The organism is Pseudomonas uvaldensis, from assembly GCF_021271205.1.
Lineage (GTDB): Bacteria > Pseudomonadota > Gammaproteobacteria > Pseudomonadales > Pseudomonadaceae > Aquipseudomonas > Aquipseudomonas uvaldensis.
Genome location: NZ_JAIWKS010000003.1, coordinates 132,238 through 157,885, shown reverse-complemented (window position 1 = coordinate 157,885; position 25,648 = coordinate 132,238). Strand labels below are relative to the sequence as shown.

Genomic DNA, 25,648 nt, shown 5'->3' with positions numbered 1-25,648 from the left:
AGAGCAAGGTGCCCGACCTTGAATGGTCGGGCAACCCCACGCTAAACCCCGGCCATGGCTTTGACCGAAGCCAGAGTTTCGGAGGTGCTGGTGAGCAGCGTGTCGGCATCGGCCTTTGCGGTCACTGAAAACATAGTAATCGTTCCTACGTACCTCATGGCTAGCCACCTCAGATCAGGCATGCAAAGTCGAACTGTGTGCGAGTGCTCGCGATAGCGCTCTGTCATTCAGCATTCGCATCGACTGACCCACCGCCATCGCGAGCAGGGCTCGCTCCCACAATGGGTCGGTGCATCCTTTCAAGAGCCGTGTCGAGCTATAAGCCGCGCCGCGGCTTTTGATCTTCCGCCCCTTCGGGAGGCTGAGTGGAGGCGTTCATCAGGGGGGATGGCGCACAGCGCCGTTCGACGTAGTCGAACCCATCGAGTGGAGGTCAAGCGCAGCGGATCGGAGCCGATGCCCCCTGATGAATGCCGGAGCGAAGGAACCCCGAGCTTCGGCGAGGGGCCGTACGCTGGGGCGAGCCCTTTTGGTTACTTTTGGCTGGGCCGGCATTCCGGGCGTCTGCCAAAAGTGACCCGCTGTAAAAGCGGAACCATAAGTAGCCGTTACCGAAGCAATGGATATACACCCGGTCGACAAAACCCGGACACAGCCATCGCGAGCAAGCTTTGCTCCCACAGTGAGATCTGTGGTCGGCTGCGAATGATCAGTCACCGCAAAATCCTGTGGGAGCGAGCCTGCTCGCGATAGCGGTGAATCAGTCGATGCAGATGTTGAATGACAGACCGCCATCGCGAGCAAGCCCGCTCCCACAATGGGTCGATGTAAGCCTTCAAGACCGTACCGAGCAATAGGACGCGCCGCGGCTTTTGATCTTCCGCCCCTTCGGGAGGCTGAGTGGAGGCGTTCAGTAGCCGTTTCGGAAGCAATGGATATGTACCCGGTCAACAAAATCCCGGATACAGCCATCGCGAGCAAACTTTGCTCCCACAGTGAAATGCGCGCCCATCAAGCCCAGATACCGGGCCAGCTATGCCCAAACCCAAGGGTCCCCCTCACTTTTGGCTATTTCCCCCGCCGCCCTCCAGAACGCTACTCTTCGCCAATCGTCGCCATCGCCCAAGGGATTTCATGGACAGAACCACCTTCAAGCCCCTCCTGCTCGCCCTCGCCCTGATCAGCAGCGCCCCAATGGCCCAGGCCGCCACAACCCTGGTCTACTGCTCCGAAGCCAGCCCCGCCGGGTTCGATCCCAGCCAATACACCAGCGGCACCGATTTCGACGCTTCGGCCGAAACCGTCTTCAACCGCCTCACCCAATTCAAGCGCGGCGGCACCGAAGTCGAGCCGGGGCTGGCGACAAGCTGGGACGTGTCTACCGACGGCCTGGCCTACACCTTCCACCTGCGCGAAGGCGTCAAGTTCCATACCACCGACTACTTCACGCCCACCCGCGATTTCAACGCGGACGATGTGGTGTTCACCTTCCAGCGCCTGCTCGACCCCCAGCACCCGTTCCGCCAGGCCTACCCCACCGAGTCGCCTTACTTCACCGACATGGGCCTGAACACCACGATCAAGCGCGTCGAAAAAATCGACGAGCACACCGTGCGTTTCAACCTGAACAACGTCGATGCCGCTTTCGTACAGAACCTGGCGATGAGTTTTGCGTCGGTGCAATCCGCCGAATACGCCGCGCAGCTATTAAAGGAAGGCAAGGCCGGCGACCTCAACCAGAAACCCATTGGCACCGGCCCGTTCGTGTTCAAGCGCTATCAGAAGGATTCGCAGATCCGCTACGCCGCTAACACCGCGTACTGGAACCCCGAAGATGTCAGAATCGACAACCTGATCTTCTCCATCACCCCCGACGCCGCCGTGCGCCTGCAAAAGCTCAAGCGCAATGAATGCCAGGTCAGCGGCTATCCGCGCCCCGCCGACATCGAGATCATGGAACAGGATCCGAACCTGCGGGTGCTCAGGCAGCCCGGCTTTAACCTGGGCTTCCTGGCCTACAACGTGACGCACCCGCCCCTGGACCAACTCAAGGTCCGCCAGGCGCTGGACATGGCCATCGACAAGCCGGCAATCATCAGAGCCGTGTACCAGAGCGCCGGACAACTGGCGCAGAACGCTTTGCCGCCGGCCCAGTGGTCGTTCGACCCGGCCATCAAGGACGCGCCCCATGACGTGACCAAGGCCAAGGCGCTACTCCAGGAAGCCGGGGTTGCGCCGGGTACTACCATCAATTTATGGGCGATGACGGTGCAGCGCGCCTCCAACCCCAACGCGCGGATGTCAGCGCAGATGATCCAGCAGGACTGGGCGAAAATCGGGATCAAGGCCAACATCGTCAGCTACGAATGGGGCGAGTACATCAAGCGCGCCAAGAACGGCGAGCACGACGCGATGATCTATGGTTGGACCGGCGACAACGGCGACCCGGACAACTGGTTGGGGGTGCTCTACAGCTGCGCGGCGGTCAAGGGCAGCAACTACGCCAAGTGGTGCGACCCGGCCTACGACAAACTGATCCAACAGGCCAAGGTCTCCACCGACCGCCAGCAGCGCATCGACCTGTACCGGCAGGCACAAGAAATCCTCAAGCAACAGGTGCCCATTACACCGATTGCCAACTCCACGGTGTTTCAGCCGATAAACAAAAACGTGGTGGATTTCAAACTCAGCCCCTTTGGTCTCACACCCTTCTACGGCGTGGGTTTGCAGAAGTAAAACCCGCCCCAAACCGGTGCTCTGCGTCTTCGACGCGCACCGGTAAAGGGCGCCTTTTGCACCTAAAAAACCCACGCAAACGATCAACAGCGTCAGAAGTTACACGGATGCGACATTAAGGTACGTTCGTGCCACTGTTTCAGATTTGGAACCGCTCTGGATCTTGCATTGGGTATGGGGCCTGCATAAGTATCCGCAGGACGACTCACGAGGTCGCCCTCAAATCCAAAAATGACAACAAATCATGAGGCCAACATGCTTAAACACGCGGTCATTCCGTTTTTAGTCGGCGCAGGCTTATTGGCCAGCGCACCCTTCGCCCAAGCGGCGGCTAACCTGGTGTTCTGCTCCGAAGGCAGCCCCGCCGGCTTCGACCCGGGTCAATACACCACCGGAACCGACTTCGACGCCTCTGCAGAAACCATGTTCAACCGCCTCACCCAGTTCGAGCGCGGCGGCACCGCCGTGATTCCTGGCCTGGCGACCAAGTGGGATATTTCCGAAGACGGTCTGAGCTACACCTTCCACCTGCGTGAAGGCGTCAAGTTCCACACCACCCCTTACTTCAAGCCGACTCGTGAGTTCAACGCCGACGACGTGCTGTTCACCTTCAATCGCATGATTAACAAGGATGATCCGTTCCGTAAGGCGTACCCAACCGAATTTCCGTACTTCACCGACATGGGGATGGACACCAACATCACCAAGATCGAAAAAGTCGACGACCACACCGTCAAGTTCACCCTCAAGGATGTCGACGCTGCATTCATCCAGAACATGGCCATGAGTTTTGCCTCGATCCAGTCCGCCGAGTACGCGGCCCAGCTGCTCAAGGACGGCAAGGCACCGGACATCAATCAGAAACCGATCGGCACTGGCCCGTTCGTGTTCAAGAGCTACCAGAAAGACTCCAACATCCGCTACACCGGGAACAAGGATTACTGGAACCCTTCCGACGTGAAGATCGACAACCTGATCTTCGCCATCACCACCGACCCGTCGGTGCGTATCCAGAAGCTGAAGAAGAACGAGTGCCAGGTCACCCTGTTCCCGCGTCCCGCCGACCTCAAGGCGCTGAAGGACGACAAAGCTTTGAAGATGCCTGACCAGGCCGGCTTCAACCTGGGCTACATCGCCTACAACGTGATGGACAAGATCAAGGGCAGCAACGAGCCGAACGTACTCGCCAACCTGAAGGTCCGCCAGGCGCTGGACATGGCGGTCAACAAGCCGCAGATCATCGACTCGGTCTACCAGGGCGCCGGCCAGCTGGCGGTCAACGCCATGCCTCCGACCCAATGGTCCTACGACACCACCATCAAGGATGCCAAGTACGATCCTGAGAAAGCCAAGGAGCTGCTCAAGGAAGCCGGCGTCAAGGAAGGCACCAACATCACCCTGTGGGCGATGCCGGTCCAGCGTCCGTACAACCCGAACGCCAAGCTGATGGCTGAAATGCTCCAGTCCGACTGGAAGAAAATCGGCCTGAACGTGAACATCGTCAGCTACGAATGGGGCGAGTACATCAAGCGTTCCAAGGGCGGCGAGAACCAGGCGATGATCATCGGCTGGAGCGGTGATAACGGTGACCCGGACAACTGGCTCAACGTGCTGTTCGGTTGCGACTCCCTGAGTGGCAACAACTTCTCCAAATGGTGCGACAAGAAATTCGACGGTCTCGTCAAGGAAGCCAAGCGCACCACCGACCAGGCCAAGCGCACCGAACTGTACAAACAGGCACAACACGTCCTCAAGGACGCCGTGCCAATGACACCTATCGCTCACTCGACGGTGTATCAACCCATGCGCGCCAACGTGCAGGACTTCAAGATCAGCCCGTTTGGCTTGAACTCCTTCTACGGCGTCAGCGTCAGCAACTGAAGGTATGCAACGGCGCCGTCTTCTGACGGCGCCGTTGCTTCATCTGCCAAGACCCAGGAAATCGCCTGCGTCCTTCCCCTCCTGCGCATTGCCGTAGCCGGTCGAGGATGTATCGCCCTTTCTCACAAGTCTTTCAGGCGTTACGCATTTACTGCCCGAACCACGGCCCATACCGCTGGAACCGGGCAGATCTGCCAGCCCTGCGGCATTGCTGTACACAATGGAATGAGCCCGGTGTTCCCGGACCTGTCCCACCAAGGACGCCGGTTCACTGTCAAACACACCGAACGAGAGAGGGAGCGTCATGCGCCATACCCTGGTTTTATCCGCATTGCTGAGTACCGGCCTGCTGGCCGCGACATCCGCCGCCCACGCCGCCACCGCTGGTAGCCTGGTGTTCTGTTCCGAAGGCAGCCCCGCCGGCTTCGACACGGCGCAATACACCACCGCCACCGACAACGATGCCGCTGAACCGCTGTACAACCGCCTGGCCGAGTTTGAAAAGGGCGCGACCAATGTCGTACCGGGCCTGGCGACGAGCTGGGATATTTCCGAAGACGGTTTGAAGTACACCTTCCACCTGCGCGAAGGGGTGAAGTTCCATACCACCGACTATTTCACGCCAACCCGGGACTTCAACGCCGACGACGTGGTGTTCACGTTCACCCGCATGCTCGATCCGCAGCATCCGTTCCGCAAGGCCTACCCCACCGAGTTCCCGTACTTCAACGGCATGAGCCTGAACAAGAACATCGCCAAGGTGGAAAAGACCGGGCCGTTGACGGTGGTCATGACCCTCAACAGCGTGGACGCCGCGTTCATCCAGAATATCGCCATGAGCTTCGCCTCGATTTTGTCGGCCGAGTACGCCGACCAGTTGCTCAAGGACGGCAAGCCGAGCGACATCAACCAGAAGCCCATCGGCACCGGGCCGTTCGAGTTCAAGAGCTACCAGAAGGACTCCAACATCCGCTACGTCGCCAACAAGCAGTACTGGGCGCCGGAACGAGTCAAGCTGAACAACCTGATTTTCTCCATCAACACCGACGCCTCGGTGCGAGTGCAGAAGCTCAAGGCCAACGAATGCCAGATCACCCTGCATCCGCGTCCGGCCGACGTGCCCGCCTTGAAGAACGATCCCAAGCTGCAACTGATCGAGAAGCCCGGCTTCAACCTCGGCTACATCGCCTATAACACCCGCCACAAACCGTTCGATCAGGTGGAAGTACGCCGGGCACTGGACATGGCGGTGAATAAGCAGGGCATCCTCAATGCCGTGTACCAGGGCGCGGGGCAGCTGGCGCAGAACGCCATGCCACCGACCCAGTGGTCCTACGACGACACCATCAAGGACACCCCCTACAACCCGGAAAAAGCCAAGGAGCTGCTCAAGGCCGCCGGGGTCAAGGAAGGTACGGAAATCACCTTGTGGGCGATGCCCGTGCAACGCCCGTACAACCCCAACGCCAAGCTGATGGCCGAGATGCTCCAGGCCGACTGGGCGAAAATCGGTCTGAAGGTGAAGATCGTCAGCTACGAATGGGGCGAGTACATCAAGCGCACCAAGAACGGCGAGCACGACGTCAGCCTGATCGGCTGGACCGGCGACAATGGTGACCCGGACAACTGGCTGGGCACGCTGTACAGCTGCGATGCCATTGGCGGCAACAACTACTCCATGTGGTGCGACCAGGATTACGACAAGCTGATCAAGCAGGCCAAAGTCGTCACTGATCGCGACCAGCGCACCGTGCTCTACAAACAGGCCCAGCAGTTGCTCAAGCAGCAAGTGCCGATCACTCCTGTTGCCCACTCGACGGTCAACCAGCCGCTGAGTGCCAAAGTCGAAGGGTTCAAGGTCAGCCCCTTCGGTCGCAACGTGTTCTCGGGCGTCAGCCTGAACCCATAACCGATTAGCCCTGCAGCGAGGGCCCCCAGGGGCTCTCACGCACACGTCTTGCCTGAATTCGTCGATCAGGCGCCATGCAAACGTTTGCGACTGTGATGAGTTGTAAAACCGATAGCCGTATCACCAAAAAAGACCGGCATAAAAAAGAAAGAAAAAGGAGCGTTACCCATGAAGTTGAGCAGCACCGCGATACTGGCCTTGGCCATCAGCAGCATCACCGCGACGGCCTTTGCAGAATCTCAGAGCCAGGCCGTCACCCCGGTGACCCTCAAGACCACCAGCGAGCAAAGCGAAGCCAAAGGTTTCATCGAAGGCCAATCGGTGACCGGCACTACCCGTAACTGGTATGCCAACGAGCAATTCAAACGCGGCACGAAACTGACCTATCGCAAGGACGGCCAGCCGCGCGAAACCGATCGTCGTATCAACTGGGTGCAGGGCACCATTGTCAAATACAACTCCGGCTTCACTCAGGGCACCGTCGGCTTCAGCACCGAAGTGGCGGCCTACAACGCCATCGCCCTGGACCGGGATCGCAAGGATCTGGCGTCCAACAACGGCGGCGCCCCGACCACGCGCCCAGGTGCGGGCAACAACCGTACCCTGACCCACGAAGGCGGCGACGCCGTCGGCCAGTGGAGCAAACTGGGCCTGGCTAACGTCAAGGCGCGCGTGTCGAACACCACCCTGACCGCCGGCCGCCAGAACTTCAGCAGTCCGATGGTCGATGTCATCGGTAACCGCGCCCTGCCCTCCAGCTTCCAGGGTGTGAGCCTGCACAGCGAAGAGTTCGAGAACCTCGCGTTCGATATCGCGACCTTCGACCGCAACTCGCCACGAACCGAGGAAAGCCAGCGCAAATTCCGCTCCGAATACGGCGACAGCAGCGTTGAAACCGATCACGTCAACACCGCCGGTATCACCTACCAGCCACTGGCCAGCTTGAAAACCAGCCTCTGGGCGACCCAGGCCGAAGATATCTGGAACCAGTACTACTTCGGCGCAACCCATGAACTGGGCGACAGTTCGGTATTGAGCCTGACCACCGGCCTGAACTACTACAAGACCGTGGATGCGGGCAAAAGCAAGCTGGGCGACATCGACAACGACACCTACTCCCTGTCGTTCGGCCTGACCCATCAGGCCCACAGCCTGACGTTCTCGTACCAGGAAGTGAACGGTAACGAGTACTTCGACTACCTGCACGAAACCAACGGCATCTACCTGGCCAACTCCCTGCTGTCGGACTTCAACGGCCCGAACGAGAAATCCTTCCAGATCGCCTATGGTCTGAACATGGCCGAATACGGCGTGCCCGGCCTGAAATTCAACATCTACCAGGCGCGCGGCTGGGGCATCGACGGTACTCATTACAGAAGCACCGGCTACAGCGACGTGACCGCGATGGACGGCGAACACCACTACGAATACGGCATCGGTGCATCCTATGCCGTACAGAGCGGCCCGCTCAAAGCTACCGCAATTCGTGCGACCTATACCGCACACCGCGCCAGTGAAAACCAGGCCGACGGCAGCCTCAACGAGTTCCGCCTGGTCACCACCATCCCGTTCAACATCCTGTAAACCCTGCGCCGGACGGTCGACCCACAAGGTCGGCCGTCCGGCTTTAACCGTTCAACCGATTGCAGAGGATTGACGATGAACATGATTCCCCTACGCGCAGCCATCACCGCCGCGCTGCTGAGTGTCGCCGTTGGCGCCACGGCCAAACCCCTGGTGGTTTGCACAGAAGCCAGTCCGGAAGGCTTCGACATGGTCCAGTACACGACTGCAGTCACCGCCGACGCCGTGGCAGAAACCATCTTCAACCGCCTGGCCGACTTCAAGCCCGGCACCACCGAAGTGATTCCGGCCCTGGCCGAATCCTGGGACATCAGTGACGATGGCCTGACGTACACCTTCCACCTGCGCAAGGGCGTCAAGTTCCACACCACCGAATACTTCAAGCCGACCCGCGACATGAACGCCGACGACGTGGTCTGGAGTTTCCAGCGCCAGCTGGACCCGAACCACCCATGGCACAAACTCTCGAGCGTGGGCTTCCCCTACTTTGAAAGCATGGGCTTCAAAGAGCTGCTCAAGAACGTCGAGAAAGTCGACGAGCACACCGTCAAGTTCACCCTGACCCGCCGCGAAGCACCGTTCCTGGCCGACATCGCCATGGCCTTCTCCTCGATCTACCCGGCCGAATACGCGGACCAGCTTCTCAAGTCTGGCAAGACCGGCGACCTGAACAGCAAGCCGGTCGGCACCGGGCCATTCGTGTTCCAGCGCTACAACAAGGACGCCCAGGTGCGTTTCAAGGCCAACCCGGATTACTTCCGCGGCAAGCCGCCAGCCGATGCCCTGGTACTGGCCATCGCCACCGACAACAACGTACGCCTGCAGAAACTCAAGGCCAACGAATGCCAGATCGCGCTGTATCCCAAGCCCGATGACATTCCAAGCATCAAGAAAGACGCCAACCTGAAAGTCGACGAACTGGACGCCATGACCGTGTCCTACGTCGCCATGAACACCCAGCACAAGTACCTGAGCGATGTGCGGGTGCGCAAGGCCATCGACATTGCCTTCGACAAAGAGGCTTACGTCAATGCCCTGTTCGGCAAGGGCAACGCCACCGTGGCGGTCAACCCGTACCCACCGACCCTGCTGGGCTTCAATCACGAACTGAAGAACCCGCCGCGGGACCTGGACAAGGCCCGCCAGTTGCTCAAGGAAGCCGGCGTGCCGGAAGGCACCGTGCTGACGTTGTTCACTCGCAACGGCGGCGGCCCGACCAACCCCAACCCGATGTTGGGCGCGCAGATGATGCAGGCCGACCTGGCGAAAGTCGGGATCAAGGTCGACATCCGCGTGATGGAATGGGGTGAAATGCTCAAGCGCGCGAAAAACGGCGAGCACGACATGGTGTCCGCCGGATGGGCGGGTGATAACGGCGACCCGGATAACTTCCTGACGCCTATGCTCAGTTGCGAGGCGGCCAAGAACGGCGAAAACTACGCCCGCTGGTGCAACGAGAAATTCCAGGCGCTGATCGACCAGGCCCGCGCCACAGTGAACCCCGAGGAGCGGACCAGGCTCTATGAACAGGCCCAGGTGATTTTCAACCAGGACCAACCGTGGATCAGCATGGCCCACACCCGGATGTTCACGGCAATGCGCAAGAACGTAGAGGGCTATTCCATTAGCCCGCTCACCACCAATAACTTCGCCACCACCCAGGTGAAGTAGATAAGAAAGTCCCCGGCAACCCTTATCCAAGGGCTGCCGGGCACGCCTAACCGGCTGATGAGGTACACCTGAAGATGTTTAGTTTTATTGCCCGCCGACTGGGATTGTTGATTCCCACGTTCTTCGGCATCACCTTGCTGACCTTCGCGTTGATTCGCATGATCCCCGGCGACCCCGTGGAAGTGATGATGGGCGAACGTCGGGTCGATCCCGAAATGCATGCTCAGGCAATGGAACGCCTTGGCCTCAATAAACCGCTGTATGCCCAGTATCTGGACTACATCGGCAAACTGGCCCACGGCGATCTCGGCGAATCGCTGCGCACCCGCGAAAGCGTCTGGACCGAGTTCAGCTCCCTGTTTCCCGCGACCCTGGAACTGTCCATGGCCGCCCTGTTGTTCGCCGGTATCCTGGGCCTGCTGGCCGGGGTGATCGCGGCACTCAAGCGAGGATCCCTGTTCGACCATGGGGTAATGGGCGTCTCCCTGGCGGGTTACTCGATGCCGATCTTCTGGTGGGGCCTGATCCTGATCATGTTCTTCTCGGTGTCCCTGGGCTGGACGCCGGTGTCCGGGCGGATCGACCTGCTCTACGACATCGAGCCGAAAACCGGCTTCATGCTGATCGATACGCTGTTGGCCGACGAGCCAGGCGCGTTCCTCGATGCCCTGCATCACCTGATCCTGCCGGCCATCGTGCTGGGGACCATTCCGCTGGCGGTGATCGCCCGCATGACCCGTTCTTCGATGCTCGAAGTATTGCGCGAAGACTACATCCGCACCGCCAAGGCCAAGGGCCTGTCGCCGACCCGCGTGGTGTTCGTGCACGGCCTGCGCAATGCGTTGATCCCGGTGCTGACCGTGGTCGGCCTGCAAGTCGGCACGCTGCTGGCCGGTGCGGTCCTGACCGAAACGATCTTCTCCTGGCCGGGCATCGGCAAGTGGCTGATCGAAGCCATCGGCGCCCGGGATTATCCCGTGGTGCAGAACGGCATCCTCTTAATCGCCTGCCTGGTGATTCTGGTCAACTTCGTCGTGGACATCCTCTACGGCTTTGCCAACCCACGTATCCGTCACCAGCGCTGAGATCAAATCCATGAGTACTCCAACTCCTTCGGTAGCAGTCGATCAAAGCCTGCTGTATCCGTCTCCTTATAAAGAATTCTGGCAGGCGTTTTCCCGTAACAAGGGCGCCGTGGCCGGGCTGCTGTTCATGATCCTGGTGGTGTTCTGCGCCATCTTTGCGCCGTGGGTCGCGCCCCATGACCCGAGTGAACAGTACCGCGACTTCCTGCTGACCCCACCGGCCTGGCTCGAAGGTGGGCAGATGCAGTTCCTGCTGGGCACCGACGAGCTGGGTCGCGACCTGCTGTCGCGGCTGATCCAGGGTTCGCGCCTGTCGCTGCTGATCGGCTTGTCGTCGGTGGTGATGTCGCTGATCCCTGGCATCCTGCTGGGGCTGTTCGCCGGGTTCTTCCCGCGCATCCTCGGCCCGACCATCATGCGCCTGATGGATATCATGCTGGCCCTGCCCTCGCTGCTGCTGGCCGTGGCGATCGTCGCCATCCTCGGCCCAGGTCTGATCAACACCGTGATCGCCATCGCCATCGTCTCGCTGCCGTCCTATGTACGCCTGACCCGCGCCGCGGTGATGGGTGAGCTGAACCGCGACTACGTGACCGCCGCCCGCCTGGCCGGTGCCGGCCTGCCGCGCCTGATGTTCATCACCGTACTGCCAAACTGCATGGCGCCGCTGATCGTACAGGCAACCCTGAGCTTTTCCTCGGCGATCCTCGACGCCGCCGCCCTGGGCTTCCTCGGCCTCGGCGTCCAGCCGCCCACCCCAGAGTGGGGCACCATGCTGGCCTCGGCCCGCGACTACATCGAACGCGCCTGGTGGGTCGTGAGCCTGCCTGGCTTGACCATTTTGCTCAGCGTGCTGGCAATCAACCTGATGGGCGACGGGCTGCGCGATGCGCTGGACCCGAAACTCAAGAATGCCGCCTGAGGAGATTCCCATGTCACTGCTAGAAATCAAGAATCTCAACGTCCGCTTCGGCGACGCCACCGCCGTCCCGGTGGTCGACGGCCTGGACCTGAGCGTGGAAAAAGGCGAAGTGCTGGCTATCGTCGGCGAATCGGGGTCGGGTAAGTCCGTGACCATGATGGCGCTGATGGGCCTGATCGAGCACCCCGGCATCGTGACCGCCGACGCGCTGAATTTCGACGGCCATAACATGCTCAAGCTGAGCGCCCGTCAGCGCCGGCAGATCATCGGCAAGGACCTGGCAATGGTGTTCCAGGACCCGATGACCGCGCTCAACCCCAGCTACACCGTGGGTTTCCAGATCGAAGAAGTGCTGCGCCTGCACCTGAAGATGTCCGGCAAGGCCGCCCGCAAGCGTGCCATCGAGCTGCTGGAAAAAGTCGAGATCCCCGGCGCCGCCAACCGCATGGACGCCTACCCTCACCAACTGTCCGGCGGTATGAGCCAGCGCGTGGCAATTGCCATGGCAATTGCCGGCGAGCCGAAACTGCTGATCGCCGACGAACCGACCACCGCCCTGGACGTGACCATCCAGGCGCAGATCATGGACCTGCTGCTGGCGCTGCAAAAAGAACAGAACATGGGCCTGGTGTTGATCACCCACGACCTGGCCGTGGTGGCCGAGACCGCCCAGCGCGTGTGCGTGATGTACGCCGGCCAGGCCGTGGAAGTGGGCAAGGTGCCCGAGCTGTTCGACATTCCGGCCCACCCGTACAGCGAAGCACTGCTGGCGGCCATTCCGGAGCACAGCATGGGCGCCGAGCGCCTGGCGACGCTGCCGGGCATCGTTCCCGGTCGCTACGACCGCCCGCAGGGCTGCCTGTTGTCGCCGCGCTGTCCGTACGTGCGGGATAACTGTCGTCAAGAGCGTCCTGCCCTCGACCCGAAAACCAACAGCCTCGCCCGCTGCTTCTACCCGTTGAACCAGGAGGTGGCGTGATGGCCGTCGTACTTACCGCCCGTGACCTGACCCGTCATTACGAAGTGTCCCGCGGCATGTTCAAGGGCCACGCGACCGTGCGTGCCCTCAATGGCGTTTCGTTCGAACTCGAAGCCGGCAAGACCCTGGCCGTGGTGGGCGAATCCGGTTGCGGCAAATCCACCCTCGCCCGGGCCCTGACACTGATCGAGGAGCCGTCCGCAGGCTCGTTGAAAATTGCCGGCCAGGAAGTCGCCGGTGCCAACAAGGCCGAACGCAAGCAACTGCGCAAAGACGTGCAGATGGTGTTCCAGAGCCCTTATGCCTCCCTCAACCCACGGCAGAAAATCGGTGATCAACTGGCCGAGCCGTTGCTGATCAACACCAACCTGTCGGCGACGGAGCGGCGTGAAAAAGTCCAGGCGATGATGAAGCAGGTGGGTTTGCGCCCCGAGCATTACCAGCGCTACCCACACATGTTCTCCGGCGGTCAGCGCCAGCGCATCGCCCTGGCCCGCGCCATGATGCTGCAACCCAAAGTGCTGGTGGCGGACGAACCGACGTCGGCGCTGGACGTGTCGATCCAGGCCCAGGTGTTGAACCTGTTCATGGACCTGCAGCAGGAGTTCAACACGGCCTACGTGTTCATCTCCCACAACCTGGCGGTGGTGCAGCACGTCGCGGACGATGTGATGGTGATGTACCTCGGTCGCCCGGTGGAAATGGGCCCCAACGAGTCGATCTACAGCCGCCCGCTGCACCCGTACACCCAGGCGCTGCTGTCGGCCACGCCCACCATCCACCCGGACCCGAACAAGCCGAAGATCAAGATCGTCGGCGAACTGCCCAACCCGCTCAACCCACCACCCGGCTGCGCCTTCCACAAGCGCTGCCCGTACGCTACCGAGCGCTGCAAGACCGAAGAGCCGGCCTTGCGTCCGCTCGATAACCGGCTGGTAGCGTGCCATTACGCCGAGCAATTCCTCAACGGCGCGGCATAAGGAGTCTGGTCTAATGGGGGTGTTGAACAACACCGCCCCCTGTGGCGAGGGAGCTTGCTCCCGCTGGGCTGCGCAGCAGCCCCATTCTTGTGAGCGCTACGCACTCAAGCGGGAGCAAGCTCCCTCGCCACAGGAATCAGGCTGAGGCAAAGCGCTGGCGCATGCTCCTGCCCCACGGCGATGCGCCGGTGACCTCGCCCTCACCTTTGATCCACACAGCCTGACCATCGAGGCTGACCTCGAAATTGAACCCCATCACCACCTGCCATTGCCTGGGGTCGAACGAAGTAAAATCCACTCGCTCCCGGGTGATGGAACCGCCCTCCCAATCCATGGTTCGCTCTCCCGCGATCTCATAGTACGCGCCGGCCCCTTCAGCCGAAGGAAACCGATAGATCTTTGGCTCCCGGTCCCGTTCGGGAATATAGAAGATCAGCTCCCTCTGACGCCCATCGTCGCCTACCCAAACGGCCTGGATCACAAAATCCTCACTGCTCCCGTCGGCCATCAACGTGAGCGAAGTTGAATCAAACGCGACGCCACCTACCCATCCGTTCAAGTATCCCGACGCTTTTTCTGATTGGTCGCTGGTGCTCATTTTGCTCTCCGATCCCAGATAATCGTTGCACCTGAGTTATAAGAGCCGACCACATAAGCGTCTACTGTCAAACCTGACAGGTCAGCGCATCGGACATTCAGGGATAGCTTCCTCGCTACAGGTTCGGTGGTGCGCCATGGACAGCGTTGCGGTTATCAATGGAGCAAGCGATTCACGACGATCTCAGGACTGGCTATCGCCTTCATCAGCATCGTCGTCTGGATTCGGCTGATCGACGCTCGAATCATCACCATCCTGATCGCCGGTGTCTTTTTGATCATCAGTCGCCAGCATCATCCCGCCCTGCATCACCTGCCCACCCGCGGCGTGCTTTTCATGCTCATCGCATTCGGCCCATGCGGCTGTAGAGCCCAGGGACAGCATGACCACGACCTTCAGCAGCAACATGCCCCGTAGAAACCTGTTCATAGCCAACTCCCTCTCTTCTGAATAAAGCCGCGACCCGACGGCGTCCAGGACACAGTCCCGAACAGGTTGGCTTACAGAATAGGACGCAGAACCCCAGGCAGAATGCCCCTCATCGACAGACCGCTTTCGAATAGAAGTTAGTTCGAACAGTTATGCCTGGAATGCAATCCATTGTGGGAGCGGGCTTGCTCGCGAAAGCGGTGTGACAGCCAATGAAGAGGCTGAATGTGAAGGCCTCTTCGCGAGCAAGCCCGCTCCCACCGTTGGTGAGTTAGCACCAACAAAAAACCCCGCTGCTCTCACAACGGGGTTTGGGTCTTGCTACTCAGCGCTTAGTGATGCTCGCGGGTCGCGCGGAATTTCACGTCTGGCCAGCGTTCTTCCATCAGCGCCAGGTTGACCCGGGTCGGCGCGAGGTAGGTCAGGTGACCGCCGCCGTCCAGTGCCAGGTTTTCCACAGCCTTATTGGAAAATTCCTCGAGCTTCTTCTTGTCGCTGCAATCGACCCAGCGGGCTGAGTACACGGTGATCGGCTCGTAGGAACACTCGACCTTGTATTCCTCTTTCAAGCGGCTGGCGACCACGTCGAACTGCAGCACGCCCACGGCGCCGAGGATGATGTCGTTGCTGCGTTCCGGGAAGAACACCTGGGTGGCGCCTTCTTCGGCCAGTTGCTGCAAGCCCTGGCGCAGTTGCTTGGACTTGAGCGGATCCTTCAGGCGTACGCGGCGGAACAATTCCGGGGCAAAGTGCGGGATGCCGGTGAAGCCCAAGGTTTCGCCTTCGGTGAAGGTGTCGCCGATCTGGATGGTGCCGTGGTTGTGCAGGCCGATGATGTCACCGGCGAACGCTTCTTCCAGTTGCTCGCGTTCCGAGGAGAAGAAGGTCAGGGCGTCGCCGATGCGCACGTCCTTGCCAGTACGCACGTGGCGCATCTTCATGCCTTTCTCGTATTTGCCGGAACAGATGCGCATGAAGGCGATGCGGTCGCGGTGCTTGGGGTCCATGTTCGCCTGGATCTTGAAGATGAAGCCCGAGAACTTCTCTTCCACCGGCTCCACGGTGCGCTCGTTGGCGACCCGGGCCAATGGGCGCGGGGCCCAGTCGACCACGGCGTCGAGCACATGGTCCACGCCGAAGTTGCCCAGTGCGGTACCGAAGAACACCGGGGTCATCTGACCGTCGATGAAGGCCTGCTGGTCGAACTCGTGGCAGGCGCCCTGCACCAGCTCCAGTTGCTCGATGAAACGCTCGTACTCGTCGCCCAGGTGCGCACGCGCCTCGTCGGAGTCCAGCCGTTCGATGATCTTGGTTTCGGTGCGCTCATGCCCGTGGCCCGCGGTGTAGACGATGATGTAGTCGCCCGCCAGGTGGTACACGCCCTTGAAGTCGCGGTAGCAGCCAATCGGCCACGTGATCGGCGCGGCCTTGATCTTCAGGACGGCCTCGATTTCGTCGAGCAGCTCGATGGGGTCGCGGATGTCGCGGTCGAGCTTGTTGATGAAGCTGACGATCGGCGTATCCCGCAGACGGCAGACGTCCATCAGGGCGATGGTCCGTGGCTCGACCCCCTTACCACCGTCGAGGACCATCAGCGCCGAGTCCACCGCGGTCAGTGTGCGGTAGGTATCTTCGGAGAAGTCTTCGTGGCCCGGAGTATCGAGCAGGTTGATCATGTGCTCGCGATACGGGAACTGCATGACCGACGTGGTAATGGAAATGCCCCGCTGCTTTTCCATCTCCATCCAGTCGGAGGTGGCATGGCGGTCGGACTTGCGGGATTTCACCGTGCCGGCCACCGCAATCGCCTTGCCCATCAGCAAGAGCTTTTCGGTGATGGTGGTCTTACCCGCGTCGGGGTGGGAAATAATGGCGAAAGTGCGGCGTTTCGCGACTTCGGCGGCCTGTTTGGTCATGGGAAATCGCCTGGCAGGTGATTCAAAAAAGGGCGGCGATTATAGCTCAACTTGTACCAGGAACCGAACCGTTGAGCACATCGAAGGTGACCCGTTCCTTCCCGACAGGGGAACCTTTTGCCGCGTGCGGACGTCCACCTCCCTGTTACAGCCATTCGTCAGGGTCTTGAAAATCAGCCACTTAGCCTGACGGGGCTGCGCTCATGGCTCGAATGAACCGTCGTTTACCGACGGTAAAAAGAGCTGCTTCTCGCGAACGTTTTCCTCGGCAAACCATGGGGCTTGCCGCCAGAGGAGGCGTGCGCCGACTGAAAGAAAAGGAGTCCGCCTGTGGCTATCCGCTATGGCAAAGGGCTTATGGGGGGTGTCGTCGTCATCGCTCTCCTGGCCCTGTTGGTCCACTGGATCGGCATCGATACGATCCAACATTACCGTGACGACCTGCTGTTTTATCTCCAGGCACACCTGATGCTGGTCCTGGTTTCCATGCTCGCGGCCCTGATCATGGGCCTTCCCGCCGGCATCGCCCTCAGCCGTCCTGCTATGGTCGGGCGCGCCGAACGCTTCATGCAAATCTTCAACATCGGCAACACCGTGCCGCCCTTGGCCGTACTGGCCATCGCCCTGGGCATCCTGGGCATCGGCAGCGGGCCCGCCATCTTCGCCCTGTTCCTCGCCTCGCTGCTGCCCATCGTGCGCAACACCTATGAGGGCCTGAAGAACGTCCAGGGTTCTCTCAAGGAAGCCGCCACCGGCATCGGCATGACCCCGCGCCAGGTGCTGTGGAAAGTCGAGTTGCCCAACGCCGTGCCGATCATCGTCGGCGGCGTGCGCGTGGCCCTGGCCATCAACGTCGGCACCGCACCACTGGCCTTCCTGATCGGCGCCAACAGCCTCGGTAGCCTGATCTTCCCCGGCATCGCCTTGAACAACCAGCCGCAACTGTTGCTCGGCGCGGCCTGCACCGCCCTGTTGGCGCTGCTGCTCGACGGTCTGGTGACACTGGCCAGCCGCCTCTGGCTGGAACGTGGCCTGCGCCCGTCATAAACCCGGTTGGATAAAGGAATCGTGATGAAGAAGACAAGCTTGTTGCTGGGCTGCCTGCTGCTGTTCGCAGGGATAGCCCAGGCGGCGGAAAAACCGCTGATCCGCCTCGGCGCCAGGGTGTTCACCGAACAGACGCTGCTGGCGGAAATCACTGCCCAGTACCTGCGCGGCAAAGGCTACGACGCGCAGATCACCGGCGGCCTGGGCAGCAACCTGGCCCGCAGCGCCCATGAGACCGGGCAACTGGACCTGCTTTGGGAATACACCGGGGTGTCACTGGTGTCCTACAACCATGTCACGGAAAAACTCGACAGCGCCCAGTCCTACGCCCGGGTGAAAGAACTCGATGCGAAAAAAGGCCTGGTCTGGCTTTCGCCGTCGAAATTCAGCAACACCTACGCACTGGCACTGCCTGAGAAAGTCGCCCGGCAGTATCCCAAGATCAACAACATCAGCCAGCTCAACGCCGTGCTGCAGGCCGAAGCCGACGAGAATCACCTGGTGGCGCTGGACACCGAATTCGCCAACCGCTCCGACGGACTGGCCGGCCTGGTCGAACAGTACGGCCTGAACCTGACCCGCAAGAACATTCGGCAGATGGATGCGGGGCTGGTTTACACCGCCCTGCGCAACGCCCAGGTGTTCGCCGGCCTGGTGTACACCACCGATGGCCGACTGAACGCGTTCAAGTTGAAGTTGCTGGAAGACGACAAGCATTACTTCCCCGACTACACCGCCGCGCCGGTGGTGCGCCAAGCCTTCCTTGACACACACCCGCAACTGGCCGCCCAGCTCAAGCCCCTGGCCGAGCTGTTCGACGACGAAACCATGCGCCAGCTCAACGCCCGCGTGGACGTCGGTCATGAAAGCCCTTCCGCTGTGGCCGCCGACTTCCTGCGCCAACACCCCATCGACTGAAGAGGAAAAGCCATGGAATTCTTGAACGCCTTTTCTCATCTCGACTGGCAACAAGTGCTGCACCTGACCTGGCAGCACATCACCCTGGTCGGTATCGCCGTCACCCTGGCGATCATCATTGGCGTACCGTTGGGTATCTTCATGACCCGCTTCCCAGCGCTCGCCGGCCCGTTGCAGGCCAGCGCCACCGTACTGCTGACCATTCCATCGATTGCGCTGTTCGGCCTGTTACTGCCGTTTTATTCGAAATTCGGCCAGGGCCTGGGGCCGATGCCGGCGATCACCGCCGTGTTTCTCTATTCCCTGCTGCCGATCATGCGCAACACCTATCTCGCCCTGACCGGCGTCGAACCCGGCATTCGTGAAGCCGCCCGAGGCATCGGCATGACCTTCGGCCAGCGCCTGCGCATGGTCGAACTGCCTATCGCCGTGCCGGTGATCCTGGCCGGCGTGCGCACCGCCGTGGTCATGAACATCGGCGTCATGACCATCGCCGCCACCATCGGTGCCGGTGGCCTGGGCGTGCTCATCCTCGCTTCCATCAGCCGCAGCGACATGTCGATGCTGATCGTCGGCGCCGTGCTGGTCAGTCTCCTGGCCATCTTCGCCGACCTGCTTCTGCAATGGCTGCAACGCTCGCTGACTCCTAAAGGATTAACCAAATGATCGAACTTCAAAACCTCAGCAAAACCTTCAAGAGCAACGGCAAGGACGTCAAGGCCGTGGACTCGGTGAACCTGACCGTCAACGAAGGCGAGATCTGCGTGTTCCTCGGGCCGTCGGGCTGTGGCAAAAGCACCACGCTGAAGATGATCAACCGGCTGATCCCGCCGACGTCGGGCAAGGTGCTGATCAATGGCGAAGACACCACCGGCCTGGACGAGGTGACCCTGCGCCGCAATATCGGCTATGTGATCCAGCAGATCGGCTTGTTCCCGAACATGACCATCGAGGAGAACATCGTGGTGGTGCCGAAGTTGCTCGGCTGGGACAAACAGAAATGCCACGACCGCGCCCGCGAGCTGATGAGCATGATCAAGCTCGAACCCAAGCAATACCTGCATCGCTATCCGCGTGAATTGTCGGGTGGCCAGCAGCAACGGATCGGCGTGATCCGCGCCCTGGCCGCCGAGGCACCGCTGTTGCTGATGGACGAGCCGTTTGGCGCGGTGGACCCGATCAACCGCGAGATGATCCAGAACGAGTTCTTCGAGATGCAACGGGCGCTGAACAAGACCGTGATCATGGTCAGCCACGACATCGACGAAGCCATCAAGCTCGCAGACAAGATCGCAATCTTCCGCGCCGGCAAACTCATTCAGTGCGATCACCCGGACACCTTGCTGGCGCACCCGGCCGATGAGTTCGTCAGCAACTTCGTTGGCCAGGACAGCACCCTCAAGCGGCTCTTACTGGTCAAGGCCGAGGACGCGGCGGACAACGCCCCGTCGGTCAGCCCCGAGACGCCGGTGGCCGAGGCGCTGGAGCTGATGGACGAACACGACCGGCGCTACGTGGTGGTCACCTGCGCCGAGAATAAGGCCCTGGGCTATGTACGCCGTCGCGACCTGCACCGCCAGAGCGGCACCTGTGGACAGTACCTGCGCGAGTTCAACGCCACCGCGGCCTACGACGAACACCTGCGGATCCTGCTGTCACGCATGTACGAATTCAACCGCTCTTGGCTGCCGGTGATGGATGCCGAGCGGGTGTTCCTCGGCGAGGTCACCCAGGAATCGATTGCCGAGTACCTCAGCTCCGGGCGCTCGCGTGGCGGCAAAACCCGTATCGTGTCGCCGGCGGAGATTGCGCAGGTTTGATGGACGCTTTCGCGAGCAAGCCCGCTCCCACATGGGATAGGCATCGGCCGACCAGTTTGTGGCTGAACGCAGACCACTGTGGGAGCGGGCTTGCTCGCGAATGGAGCACCACAAATTTCCCTGAAACGCCTCAATAACAGCTTCAGCGGGAACATCAATCTGTCACGCAGGTCGGTTACATCAGGAGCTGTCGCGTGCCGCACGACGAATGCGTGCAAAAACGCGACATTTTTAGTTGATCTCAGGCCCCTCACGCCCTAAAGTTCGCGCCGAACGTCCATGCTGGAAACGATCCATCCGGCTCAAGTACTGACGACGAGACAGCAAGGCCAAGGGAACACGCGTCCCATGGCCTTTTTGCTTTCGGCGACATGCCTTGGGAAGTAGGCGAACCAAAGTGGGGATACGGAGGACGTTCACGAAGGCTGCCAGCCTTCACACCCATTGATCCTGATGTTTGCCAGTAGGAGTCCCAACGTATGTCGATCCAGGTCGAAGATTATTTCGCGCGCGATACCTTTCAGAAAATGAAGGCGTTCGCCGACAAGCAGGAAACCCCGTTCGTGGTCATCGACACCGCGATGATCGCCCAGGCCTATGATGACCTGCGCGCCGGTTTCGAATTCGCCAAGGTCTACTACGCCGTCAAGGCCAACCCGGCGGTGGAAATCATCGACCTGCTCAAGGAAAAAGGCTCGAACTTCGACATCGCCTCGATCTATGAGCTGGACAAGGTCCTGAGCCGCGGCGTGCGCCCGGACCAGATCAGCTATGGCAACACGATCAAGAAATCCAAGGACATCCGCTACTTCTACGACAAGGGCGTGCGCTTGTACGCCACCGACTCCGAAGCCGACTTGCGTAACATCGCCAAAGCCGCACCGGGTTCGAAAGTCTACGTGCGCATCCTCACCGAAGGCTCGACCACCGCTGACTGGCCGCTGTCGCGCAAATTCGGCTGCCAGACCGACATGGCCATGGACCTGCTGATCCTGGCCCGCGACCTGGGCCTGGTGCCCTACGGCATCTCGTTCCACGTTGGCTCGCAACAACGCGACATCAGCGTCTGGGACGCGGCGATTGCCAAGGTCAAGGTGATCTTCGAGCGCCTGAAAGAAGAAGACGGCATCGAGCTGAAGCTGATCAATATGGGCGGCGGCTTCCCGGCCAACTACATCACCCGCACCAACAGTCTGGAAACCTACGCCGAGGAAATCATCCGCTTCCTCAAGGAAGACTTCGGCGACGACCTGCCGGAAATCATCCTCGAGCCGGGCCGTTCGCTGATCGCCAACGCCGGTATTCTGGTGAGCGAAGTGGTGCTGGTGGCGCGTAAATCCCGTACCGCCGTCGAGCGTTGGGTGTACACCGACGTGGGCAAGTTCTCCGGCCTGATCGAAACCATGGACGAAGCCATCAAGTTCCCGATCTGGACCGAGAAGAAAGGCGAGATGGAAGAAGTGGTCATCGCCGGCCCGACCTGCGACAGCGCCGACATCATGTACGAAAACTACAAGTACGGCCTGCCGCTGAACCTGGCGATCGGTGACCGTTTGTACTGGCTGTCGACCGGTGCCTACACCACCAGCTACAGCGCCGTGGAGTTCAACGGCTTCCCACCGCTGAAGTCGTTCTACGTGTAACGTAACCTGTCGCTAAAAAGGTCCATGACATCATGGACCTTTTTATTTGCGCAGCCAGGTTTCGAAATTCTCCAGCAACATCATGCACTGCTGAAGCTCCTTCATTACCGTGCTTAACTTCGAATTCAACTCTCCCAGCCGGACGGCATAGCTTGCGCGCCTGAGCTCCAGCACCACGCCCTCCATACGCTGATACAGATCCTGAGCCAGTAACCCCATCTGCGCGTTCAGCTTGTTGACAGCCTTGAATAACAAGGCGATATCCGCCTGATACTCCATCGCCCGGATCGATGCATCCCGAGAAGAATAAGCGATGTCCCAGACAGGCGTGGTAAGCGTCTCCTGGAATAACACCTGTGCCACGGTCGGTTGGGTGTGGCAACGACAGGAACGATGGGCCATGGCCCTCATGAACACCGCATCCAACCCGAACGACTCTTGATACAGCTCGTTGAATCGAAACACCCACTGCCTGATCGCGCTTCTGAGGTCGATGAAGCGCAAATGAAACTCATGGGTCAGGTCCTCTACCTTTGTTGGCGCCGCCAATAACCAGCGTTGCGAAGCGGCCAGACTGAACAATCTGAAATCCACCTGTTCGATCGGTTCTCTTCTGGAAGTCCGTGAGGTGATGCCGAGCGCCTCTTCGGTGTAAACCGCCAGCGCCGTGACCTCGTTTGCGAAGCGTATTTTGACTTCATTGACGTGCCCCCAAAGCGCCGAGAGATACTGCCCGTTGAACGAAGCGTTGTTCCACCGTGAATCCACCGCAAGCACGGCAAGTTGATGGCCGATTTTTTTTCGGCGCTCGAGCGCGACCGGTATGTTGTTCAGGATCGAGCGCAGGGAGCCAAGAAATTGAGCGTAACGATCCAGGGTTTTTCGCTGCGCCCCGGTAAACTCATAGTTGAATTGATTCATGATCTGCCTTGGCGATGGCAGAGGCCAGCGTCCTGTTTCGCAAGGAAACCGAACACCTGCTCCACCACCGCTTCACTAAGGGAAATGACCATTGCGCTCGGAATGGTTCCGTGTCTGGCCCTTTATGCAGCTTCTCCACGGATCGGCAGCAGGTAATTGACAATGCCCGGGATAAGCCCACAAGCGGTGCGCACGCGGTCCTCGACAGGCTGCGACTTGTCATGCTCGAAGGCCTGCGTGAACCGCTCAAAAGCTTCCACGATGTTCTCGAACGTTTTGACGTAATCCCAACGCCCGCCATCCAATAGATCGAGGCTCTGGACCAACTCCACTTTTCGCCCGATCAAGGTAATGTCCCTGGCATACGCTTCGGCCTCCAGCTGCAGTTGCCTGACCTGCTCCTGAAGCCTGTTCAACCCGGCGACCATGCTGAGATAAGAAATGCTTTCGGCAATGCCCGAGAGCGTTTTCTTCAGTGTCTCCATGGCCAGCAATGCAATCTGGACTTGAGGAGGCGCCATGCCCATTGCTATCAGACTGTCCACGGTCAATTGAGCCTGCTGACCGATTTTTTCCACGCCGCTTTTTTCAAGCAATCGAATCGCATCAGCAACCGACTTCATCTGCGCATTCAGTTCAACGCGCTTGGCCTCGGCCTTGTTTTTCTGTCCGTCGGCAAATGCCCGATCCTGTTCCAGGGTAACGATCCATTGCGCCGAGGCGTTCTGGTCGTAGCGAGTACTGAGGTCAATCCGGATTTTTTTCAGTTCATTGGTCTGCCCAGAGAGCTTTAGAAACACCCCTCGAAGCTCATCCTCCAATTCCTTGGACATTTCATATTTTTCATGGATGTCTTGCGAGCTTTCAAAATCCTCCTGAATTTCCTCAAGGTTACCGAGCGCTCGCCGCAATTCATAAATCGTTGTCTGGGCACGGCTACGCAGACCAAACGTCGTGCGGTCGATCACAAGCGCCAGACCGGTCATCCGCCCCACCACGCCGGGTAGATACTCATGCTGTTGAAAGAGCATCTGCGCCCGAACGCTGGCATTTTGAACAACCGAATTATGACCGCGCAACACTGCCATATCGAAAGTGGGATAATCGGAAACCTTCAACATCATTCGCCCCATCCTCCTTGAAATTAAATTATCCATTTCGTATTCCTTCTGGGCCTCTGCAAACACAGCGAGCAATGCATCGGAACTTGTTCTTATGGCAAACCAGGGACTGAACACCTTACGCACATTACGGATAAAAGCCCGCAAGCTCACGGCATTGTTTATCTTGTCCACTTCCTGCAGCGAAGAAGTGATATATAAACCGAGCGCCTCCCACACCAGCATCAGGTTCTGGGTTGCCACTTCCGCTTCAATGGTAACGGCACTCAGATCCTGCAGATCCCCTCGTACGCGATTCAAGGAACTCAGCGTCTGGTTCTTACTGGCCATTTTCTGGATGGCAATGTCTTGCGTTTCTTTCAACTGTTTACGTTTAGTGCGCACCTGCTCAGCCTTGACCCCCTGATAGATGCCCATGATCAACCCGCCCACATTCATCGTCGCGGCTGAAATGATCGCTTCCTTTACCATCTGATCGTATTGCTTATTGAGCTCGTCGATCTCTGCGGCCCGTAGGTCGATATCCTCCTGAAGCGCCTGAATGTCCTGCTTATAGGTATTCTCACTGACGGCTTTCAATCGCAGCTTGACTTCCGGCAAGACCTTTTCACGCAAATCGATGCCGAAGCGATCCAGCTCCAGCCTGACTTTTTCTGCCTTCGTTCGGCAGTCCCTCACATCCGCAAGCATGGAATCGAGGTAGTACCTGATCTCTGGAATATCCCCCGAAGGCAGCGTGATATCGGGAAGGCGGGGGTGTTTGAGCTTGAGCTGCAAATAGCCCTCCACCGTGTTGATTTCATGCTCGTCGAGATACTTGGAAATCTCGCTATCCCGATAGACGTCTACAATCCCTTCGCCATTCTCGATGATTTTTCCAGCGAACAATTTCAGATGGGTGCCTGTCAGCATGATCTCCTGGCGTAAGGGCGCCCAACGCTTGGCATGGTCATATGTCATTGAAAATGTCCGCAGGAAATCCCTGGCCGTCAGCCCAAGCCCGCCCTCGTCTCCCGCGCCATAATTCAAGTATGCAACCACATCGTTGTATCGATAAGGCAGCGACAAGCCGAGAACTTCATACTTGCGCAAACTGATGATTTGTTCTTTGGTCAGTTGTATACCGGGATCTCGATTATACTCTGCCCCCTCCCCCAAGGAGGCCGCTACAAATACTTCGGGGGCTTGCGCCGCAGCGTCGACAATCCTGTCGTCCACATTGAATTCCATCACAGACTTCCTGTCTTCTAATTCACTCAAAAATATAATTTCGTCGAACGCCATCAACTGAGATAACACTTCACATAATGACCGATCGCGCAAAAAGACTCTAAGACACTTTCGCGTCCAGCCACCACTCTTCAAATATTAGAAAACGAGACAACCAGAACAACCTGCAAGCCACAGCAGGACAAACTACGCATGCGCAGTCATTACCAGACATTAAATGACAGTCCCTCTCAACTTAAAACACAAAACAGCGCCAAA

The 25,648-nt window shown here is 59.4% G+C and carries 20 protein-coding genes; 14 read left to right on the top strand and 6 right to left on the bottom strand.

The window, feature by feature from the left end:
* Positions 1-41: 41 nt before the first annotated feature.
* Positions 42-134, bottom strand: coding sequence for a DUF6124 family protein (locus LCU97_RS26775; RefSeq protein ID WP_371259587.1), 93 nt, complete (start codon positions 132-134; stop codon positions 42-44).
* A 1,000-nt stretch (positions 135-1,134) separates the two neighbouring features.
* Between LCU97_RS26775 and LCU97_RS07095 the strand changes: the two genes are divergently transcribed.
* From LCU97_RS07095 to LCU97_RS07055, 9 genes are all read left to right on the top strand, one after another.
* The gene (locus tag LCU97_RS07095) at positions 1,135-2,736 is read left to right on the top strand and encodes an ABC transporter substrate-binding protein (RefSeq protein WP_232775999.1); all 1,602 of its coding nucleotides are present in this window, start codon (positions 1,135-1,137) and stop codon (positions 2,734-2,736) included.
* 255 nt (positions 2,737-2,991) lie between these two features.
* Positions 2,992-4,617, top strand: a complete 1,626-nt coding sequence (locus tag LCU97_RS07090; RefSeq protein WP_053152209.1) for an ABC transporter substrate-binding protein — start codon at positions 2,992-2,994, stop codon at positions 4,615-4,617.
* Positions 4,618-4,921: 304 nt separating this feature from the next.
* Entirely contained in the window at positions 4,922-6,526 is a 1,605-nt protein-coding gene (locus LCU97_RS07085) for an ABC transporter substrate-binding protein (protein ID WP_053152207.1), read from the top strand.
* Between the two features lie 168 nt (positions 6,527-6,694).
* On the top strand, positions 6,695-8,110 hold the full coding sequence (locus tag LCU97_RS07080) for an OprD family porin (protein ID WP_232775998.1): 1,416 nt from the start codon (positions 6,695-6,697) through the stop codon (positions 8,108-8,110).
* A 75-nt stretch (positions 8,111-8,185) separates the two neighbouring features.
* The gene (locus LCU97_RS07075; protein ID WP_232775997.1) at positions 8,186-9,781 is read left to right on the top strand and encodes an ABC transporter substrate-binding protein; all 1,596 of its coding nucleotides are present in this window, start codon (positions 8,186-8,188) and stop codon (positions 9,779-9,781) included.
* A gap of 74 nt (positions 9,782-9,855) precedes the next feature.
* A complete protein-coding gene (locus LCU97_RS07070; RefSeq protein WP_053152201.1) occupies positions 9,856-10,866 on the top strand; it encodes an ABC transporter permease subunit in 1,011 nt (336 codons plus the stop codon).
* A gap of 10 nt (positions 10,867-10,876) precedes the next feature.
* A complete protein-coding gene (locus LCU97_RS07065; protein WP_053152199.1) occupies positions 10,877-11,788 on the top strand; it encodes an ABC transporter permease subunit in 912 nt (303 codons plus the stop codon).
* A gap of 10 nt (positions 11,789-11,798) precedes the next feature.
* A complete protein-coding gene (locus LCU97_RS07060) occupies positions 11,799-12,767 on the top strand; it encodes an ABC transporter ATP-binding protein (RefSeq protein ID WP_053152197.1) in 969 nt (322 codons plus the stop codon).
* Complete coding sequence (locus tag LCU97_RS07055; protein ID WP_053152195.1) at positions 12,767-13,747, top strand: peptide ABC transporter ATP-binding protein; 981 nt, start codon at positions 12,767-12,769, stop codon at positions 13,745-13,747. Before LCU97_RS07060 ends, LCU97_RS07055 begins: the two co-directional genes overlap by 1 nt.
* Before the next feature lie 136 nt (positions 13,748-13,883).
* On the opposite strand, the gene LCU97_RS07050 is transcribed toward LCU97_RS07055, so the two are convergent.
* The 3 genes from LCU97_RS07050 to LCU97_RS07040 form a co-directional block, all read right to left on the bottom strand.
* Positions 13,884-14,345 carry a hypothetical protein gene (locus LCU97_RS07050; RefSeq protein WP_232775996.1) on the bottom strand — a complete coding sequence of 154 codons (462 nt, stop codon included), beginning with the start codon at positions 14,343-14,345 and terminating at the stop codon, positions 13,884-13,886.
* Between the two features lie 183 nt (positions 14,346-14,528).
* Positions 14,529-14,774, bottom strand: a complete 246-nt coding sequence (locus LCU97_RS07045; RefSeq protein WP_232775995.1) for a hypothetical protein — start codon at positions 14,772-14,774, stop codon at positions 14,529-14,531.
* A gap of 332 nt (positions 14,775-15,106) precedes the next feature.
* Positions 15,107-16,690 (bottom strand): peptide chain release factor 3, encoded by a 1,584-nt coding sequence (locus tag LCU97_RS07040; protein WP_053152188.1) that lies wholly within the window; start codon positions 16,688-16,690, stop codon positions 15,107-15,109.
* Positions 16,691-17,047: 357 nt separating this feature from the next.
* On the opposite strand from LCU97_RS07040, the gene LCU97_RS07035 reads away from it, so the two are divergent.
* The 5 genes from LCU97_RS07035 (at position 17,048) to LCU97_RS07015 (ending at position 22,118) form a co-directional block, all read left to right on the top strand.
* Positions 17,048-17,737 (top strand): ABC transporter permease, encoded by a 690-nt coding sequence (locus LCU97_RS07035; protein ID WP_232776227.1) that lies wholly within the window; start codon positions 17,048-17,050, stop codon positions 17,735-17,737.
* A 24-nt stretch (positions 17,738-17,761) separates the two neighbouring features.
* The gene (locus tag LCU97_RS07030; RefSeq protein ID WP_232775994.1) at positions 17,762-18,655 is read left to right on the top strand and encodes a glycine betaine ABC transporter substrate-binding protein; all 894 of its coding nucleotides are present in this window, start codon (positions 17,762-17,764) and stop codon (positions 18,653-18,655) included.
* A 12-nt stretch (positions 18,656-18,667) separates the two neighbouring features.
* Positions 18,668-19,321, top strand: a complete 654-nt coding sequence (locus LCU97_RS07025) for an ABC transporter permease (RefSeq protein WP_053152182.1) — start codon at positions 18,668-18,670, stop codon at positions 19,319-19,321.
* Positions 19,318-20,475: an osmoprotectant ABC transporter ATP-binding protein OsmV gene (locus LCU97_RS07020; protein ID WP_232775993.1), complete on the top strand. Its 1,158-nt coding sequence runs from the start codon at positions 19,318-19,320 to the stop codon at positions 20,473-20,475. The genes LCU97_RS07025 and LCU97_RS07020 overlap by 4 nt, the downstream gene beginning before the upstream one ends.
* A 479-nt stretch (positions 20,476-20,954) precedes the next feature.
* Positions 20,955-22,118, top strand: coding sequence for a type III PLP-dependent enzyme (locus LCU97_RS07015; protein ID WP_053152177.1), 1,164 nt, complete (start codon positions 20,955-20,957; stop codon positions 22,116-22,118).
* Between the two features lie 42 nt (positions 22,119-22,160).
* Here LCU97_RS07015 and LCU97_RS07010 read toward each other — a convergent pair whose 3' ends face one another.
* Both LCU97_RS07010 and LCU97_RS07005 read right to left on the bottom strand, forming a co-directional pair.
* Positions 22,161-23,039, bottom strand: a complete 879-nt coding sequence (locus LCU97_RS07010) for a hypothetical protein (protein WP_232775992.1) — start codon at positions 23,037-23,039, stop codon at positions 22,161-22,163.
* Positions 23,040-23,161: 122 nt separating this feature from the next.
* The gene (locus tag LCU97_RS07005; protein ID WP_232775991.1) at positions 23,162-25,390 is read right to left on the bottom strand and encodes an alpha-xenorhabdolysin family binary toxin subunit A; all 2,229 of its coding nucleotides are present in this window, start codon (positions 25,388-25,390) and stop codon (positions 23,162-23,164) included.
* Between the last annotated feature and the right edge of the window lie 258 nt (positions 25,391-25,648).

Excerpts from the sequence above, each read along its gene's own strand:
- LCU97_RS26775 (WP_371259587.1), bottom strand. The coding sequence starts at position 134 with ATGTTTTCAGTGACCGCAAAGGCCGATGCCGACACGCTGCTCACCAGC.
- LCU97_RS07095 (WP_232775999.1), top strand. The coding sequence starts at position 1,135 with ATGGACAGAACCACCTTCAAGCCCCTCCTGCTCGCCCTCGCCCTGATC.
- LCU97_RS07090 (WP_053152209.1), top strand. The coding sequence starts at position 2,992 with ATGCTTAAACACGCGGTCATTCCGTTTTTAGTCGGCGCAGGCTTATTG.
- LCU97_RS07085 (WP_053152207.1), top strand. The coding sequence starts at position 4,922 with ATGCGCCATACCCTGGTTTTATCCGCATTGCTGAGTACCGGCCTGCTG.
- LCU97_RS07080 (WP_232775998.1), top strand. The coding sequence starts at position 6,695 with ATGAAGTTGAGCAGCACCGCGATACTGGCCTTGGCCATCAGCAGCATC.
- LCU97_RS07075 (WP_232775997.1), top strand. The coding sequence starts at position 8,186 with ATGAACATGATTCCCCTACGCGCAGCCATCACCGCCGCGCTGCTGAGT.
- LCU97_RS07070 (WP_053152201.1), top strand. The coding sequence starts at position 9,856 with ATGTTTAGTTTTATTGCCCGCCGACTGGGATTGTTGATTCCCACGTTC.
- LCU97_RS07065 (WP_053152199.1), top strand. The coding sequence starts at position 10,877 with ATGAGTACTCCAACTCCTTCGGTAGCAGTCGATCAAAGCCTGCTGTAT.
- LCU97_RS07060 (WP_053152197.1), top strand. The coding sequence starts at position 11,799 with ATGTCACTGCTAGAAATCAAGAATCTCAACGTCCGCTTCGGCGACGCC.
- LCU97_RS07055 (WP_053152195.1), top strand. The coding sequence starts at position 12,767 with ATGGCCGTCGTACTTACCGCCCGTGACCTGACCCGTCATTACGAAGTG.
- LCU97_RS07050 (WP_232775996.1), bottom strand. The coding sequence starts at position 14,345 with ATGAGCACCAGCGACCAATCAGAAAAAGCGTCGGGATACTTGAACGGA.
- LCU97_RS07045 (WP_232775995.1), bottom strand. The coding sequence starts at position 14,774 with ATGAACAGGTTTCTACGGGGCATGTTGCTGCTGAAGGTCGTGGTCATG.
- LCU97_RS07040 (WP_053152188.1), bottom strand. The coding sequence starts at position 16,690 with ATGACCAAACAGGCCGCCGAAGTCGCGAAACGCCGCACTTTCGCCATT.
- LCU97_RS07035 (WP_232776227.1), top strand. The coding sequence starts at position 17,048 with ATGGGGGGTGTCGTCGTCATCGCTCTCCTGGCCCTGTTGGTCCACTGG.
- LCU97_RS07030 (WP_232775994.1), top strand. The coding sequence starts at position 17,762 with ATGAAGAAGACAAGCTTGTTGCTGGGCTGCCTGCTGCTGTTCGCAGGG.
- LCU97_RS07025 (WP_053152182.1), top strand. The coding sequence starts at position 18,668 with ATGGAATTCTTGAACGCCTTTTCTCATCTCGACTGGCAACAAGTGCTG.
- LCU97_RS07020 (WP_232775993.1), top strand. The coding sequence starts at position 19,318 with ATGATCGAACTTCAAAACCTCAGCAAAACCTTCAAGAGCAACGGCAAG.
- LCU97_RS07015 (WP_053152177.1), top strand. The coding sequence starts at position 20,955 with ATGTCGATCCAGGTCGAAGATTATTTCGCGCGCGATACCTTTCAGAAA.
- LCU97_RS07010 (WP_232775992.1), bottom strand. The coding sequence starts at position 23,039 with ATGAATCAATTCAACTATGAGTTTACCGGGGCGCAGCGAAAAACCCTG.
- LCU97_RS07005 (WP_232775991.1), bottom strand. The coding sequence starts at position 25,390 with ATGGAATTCAATGTGGACGACAGGATTGTCGACGCTGCGGCGCAAGCC.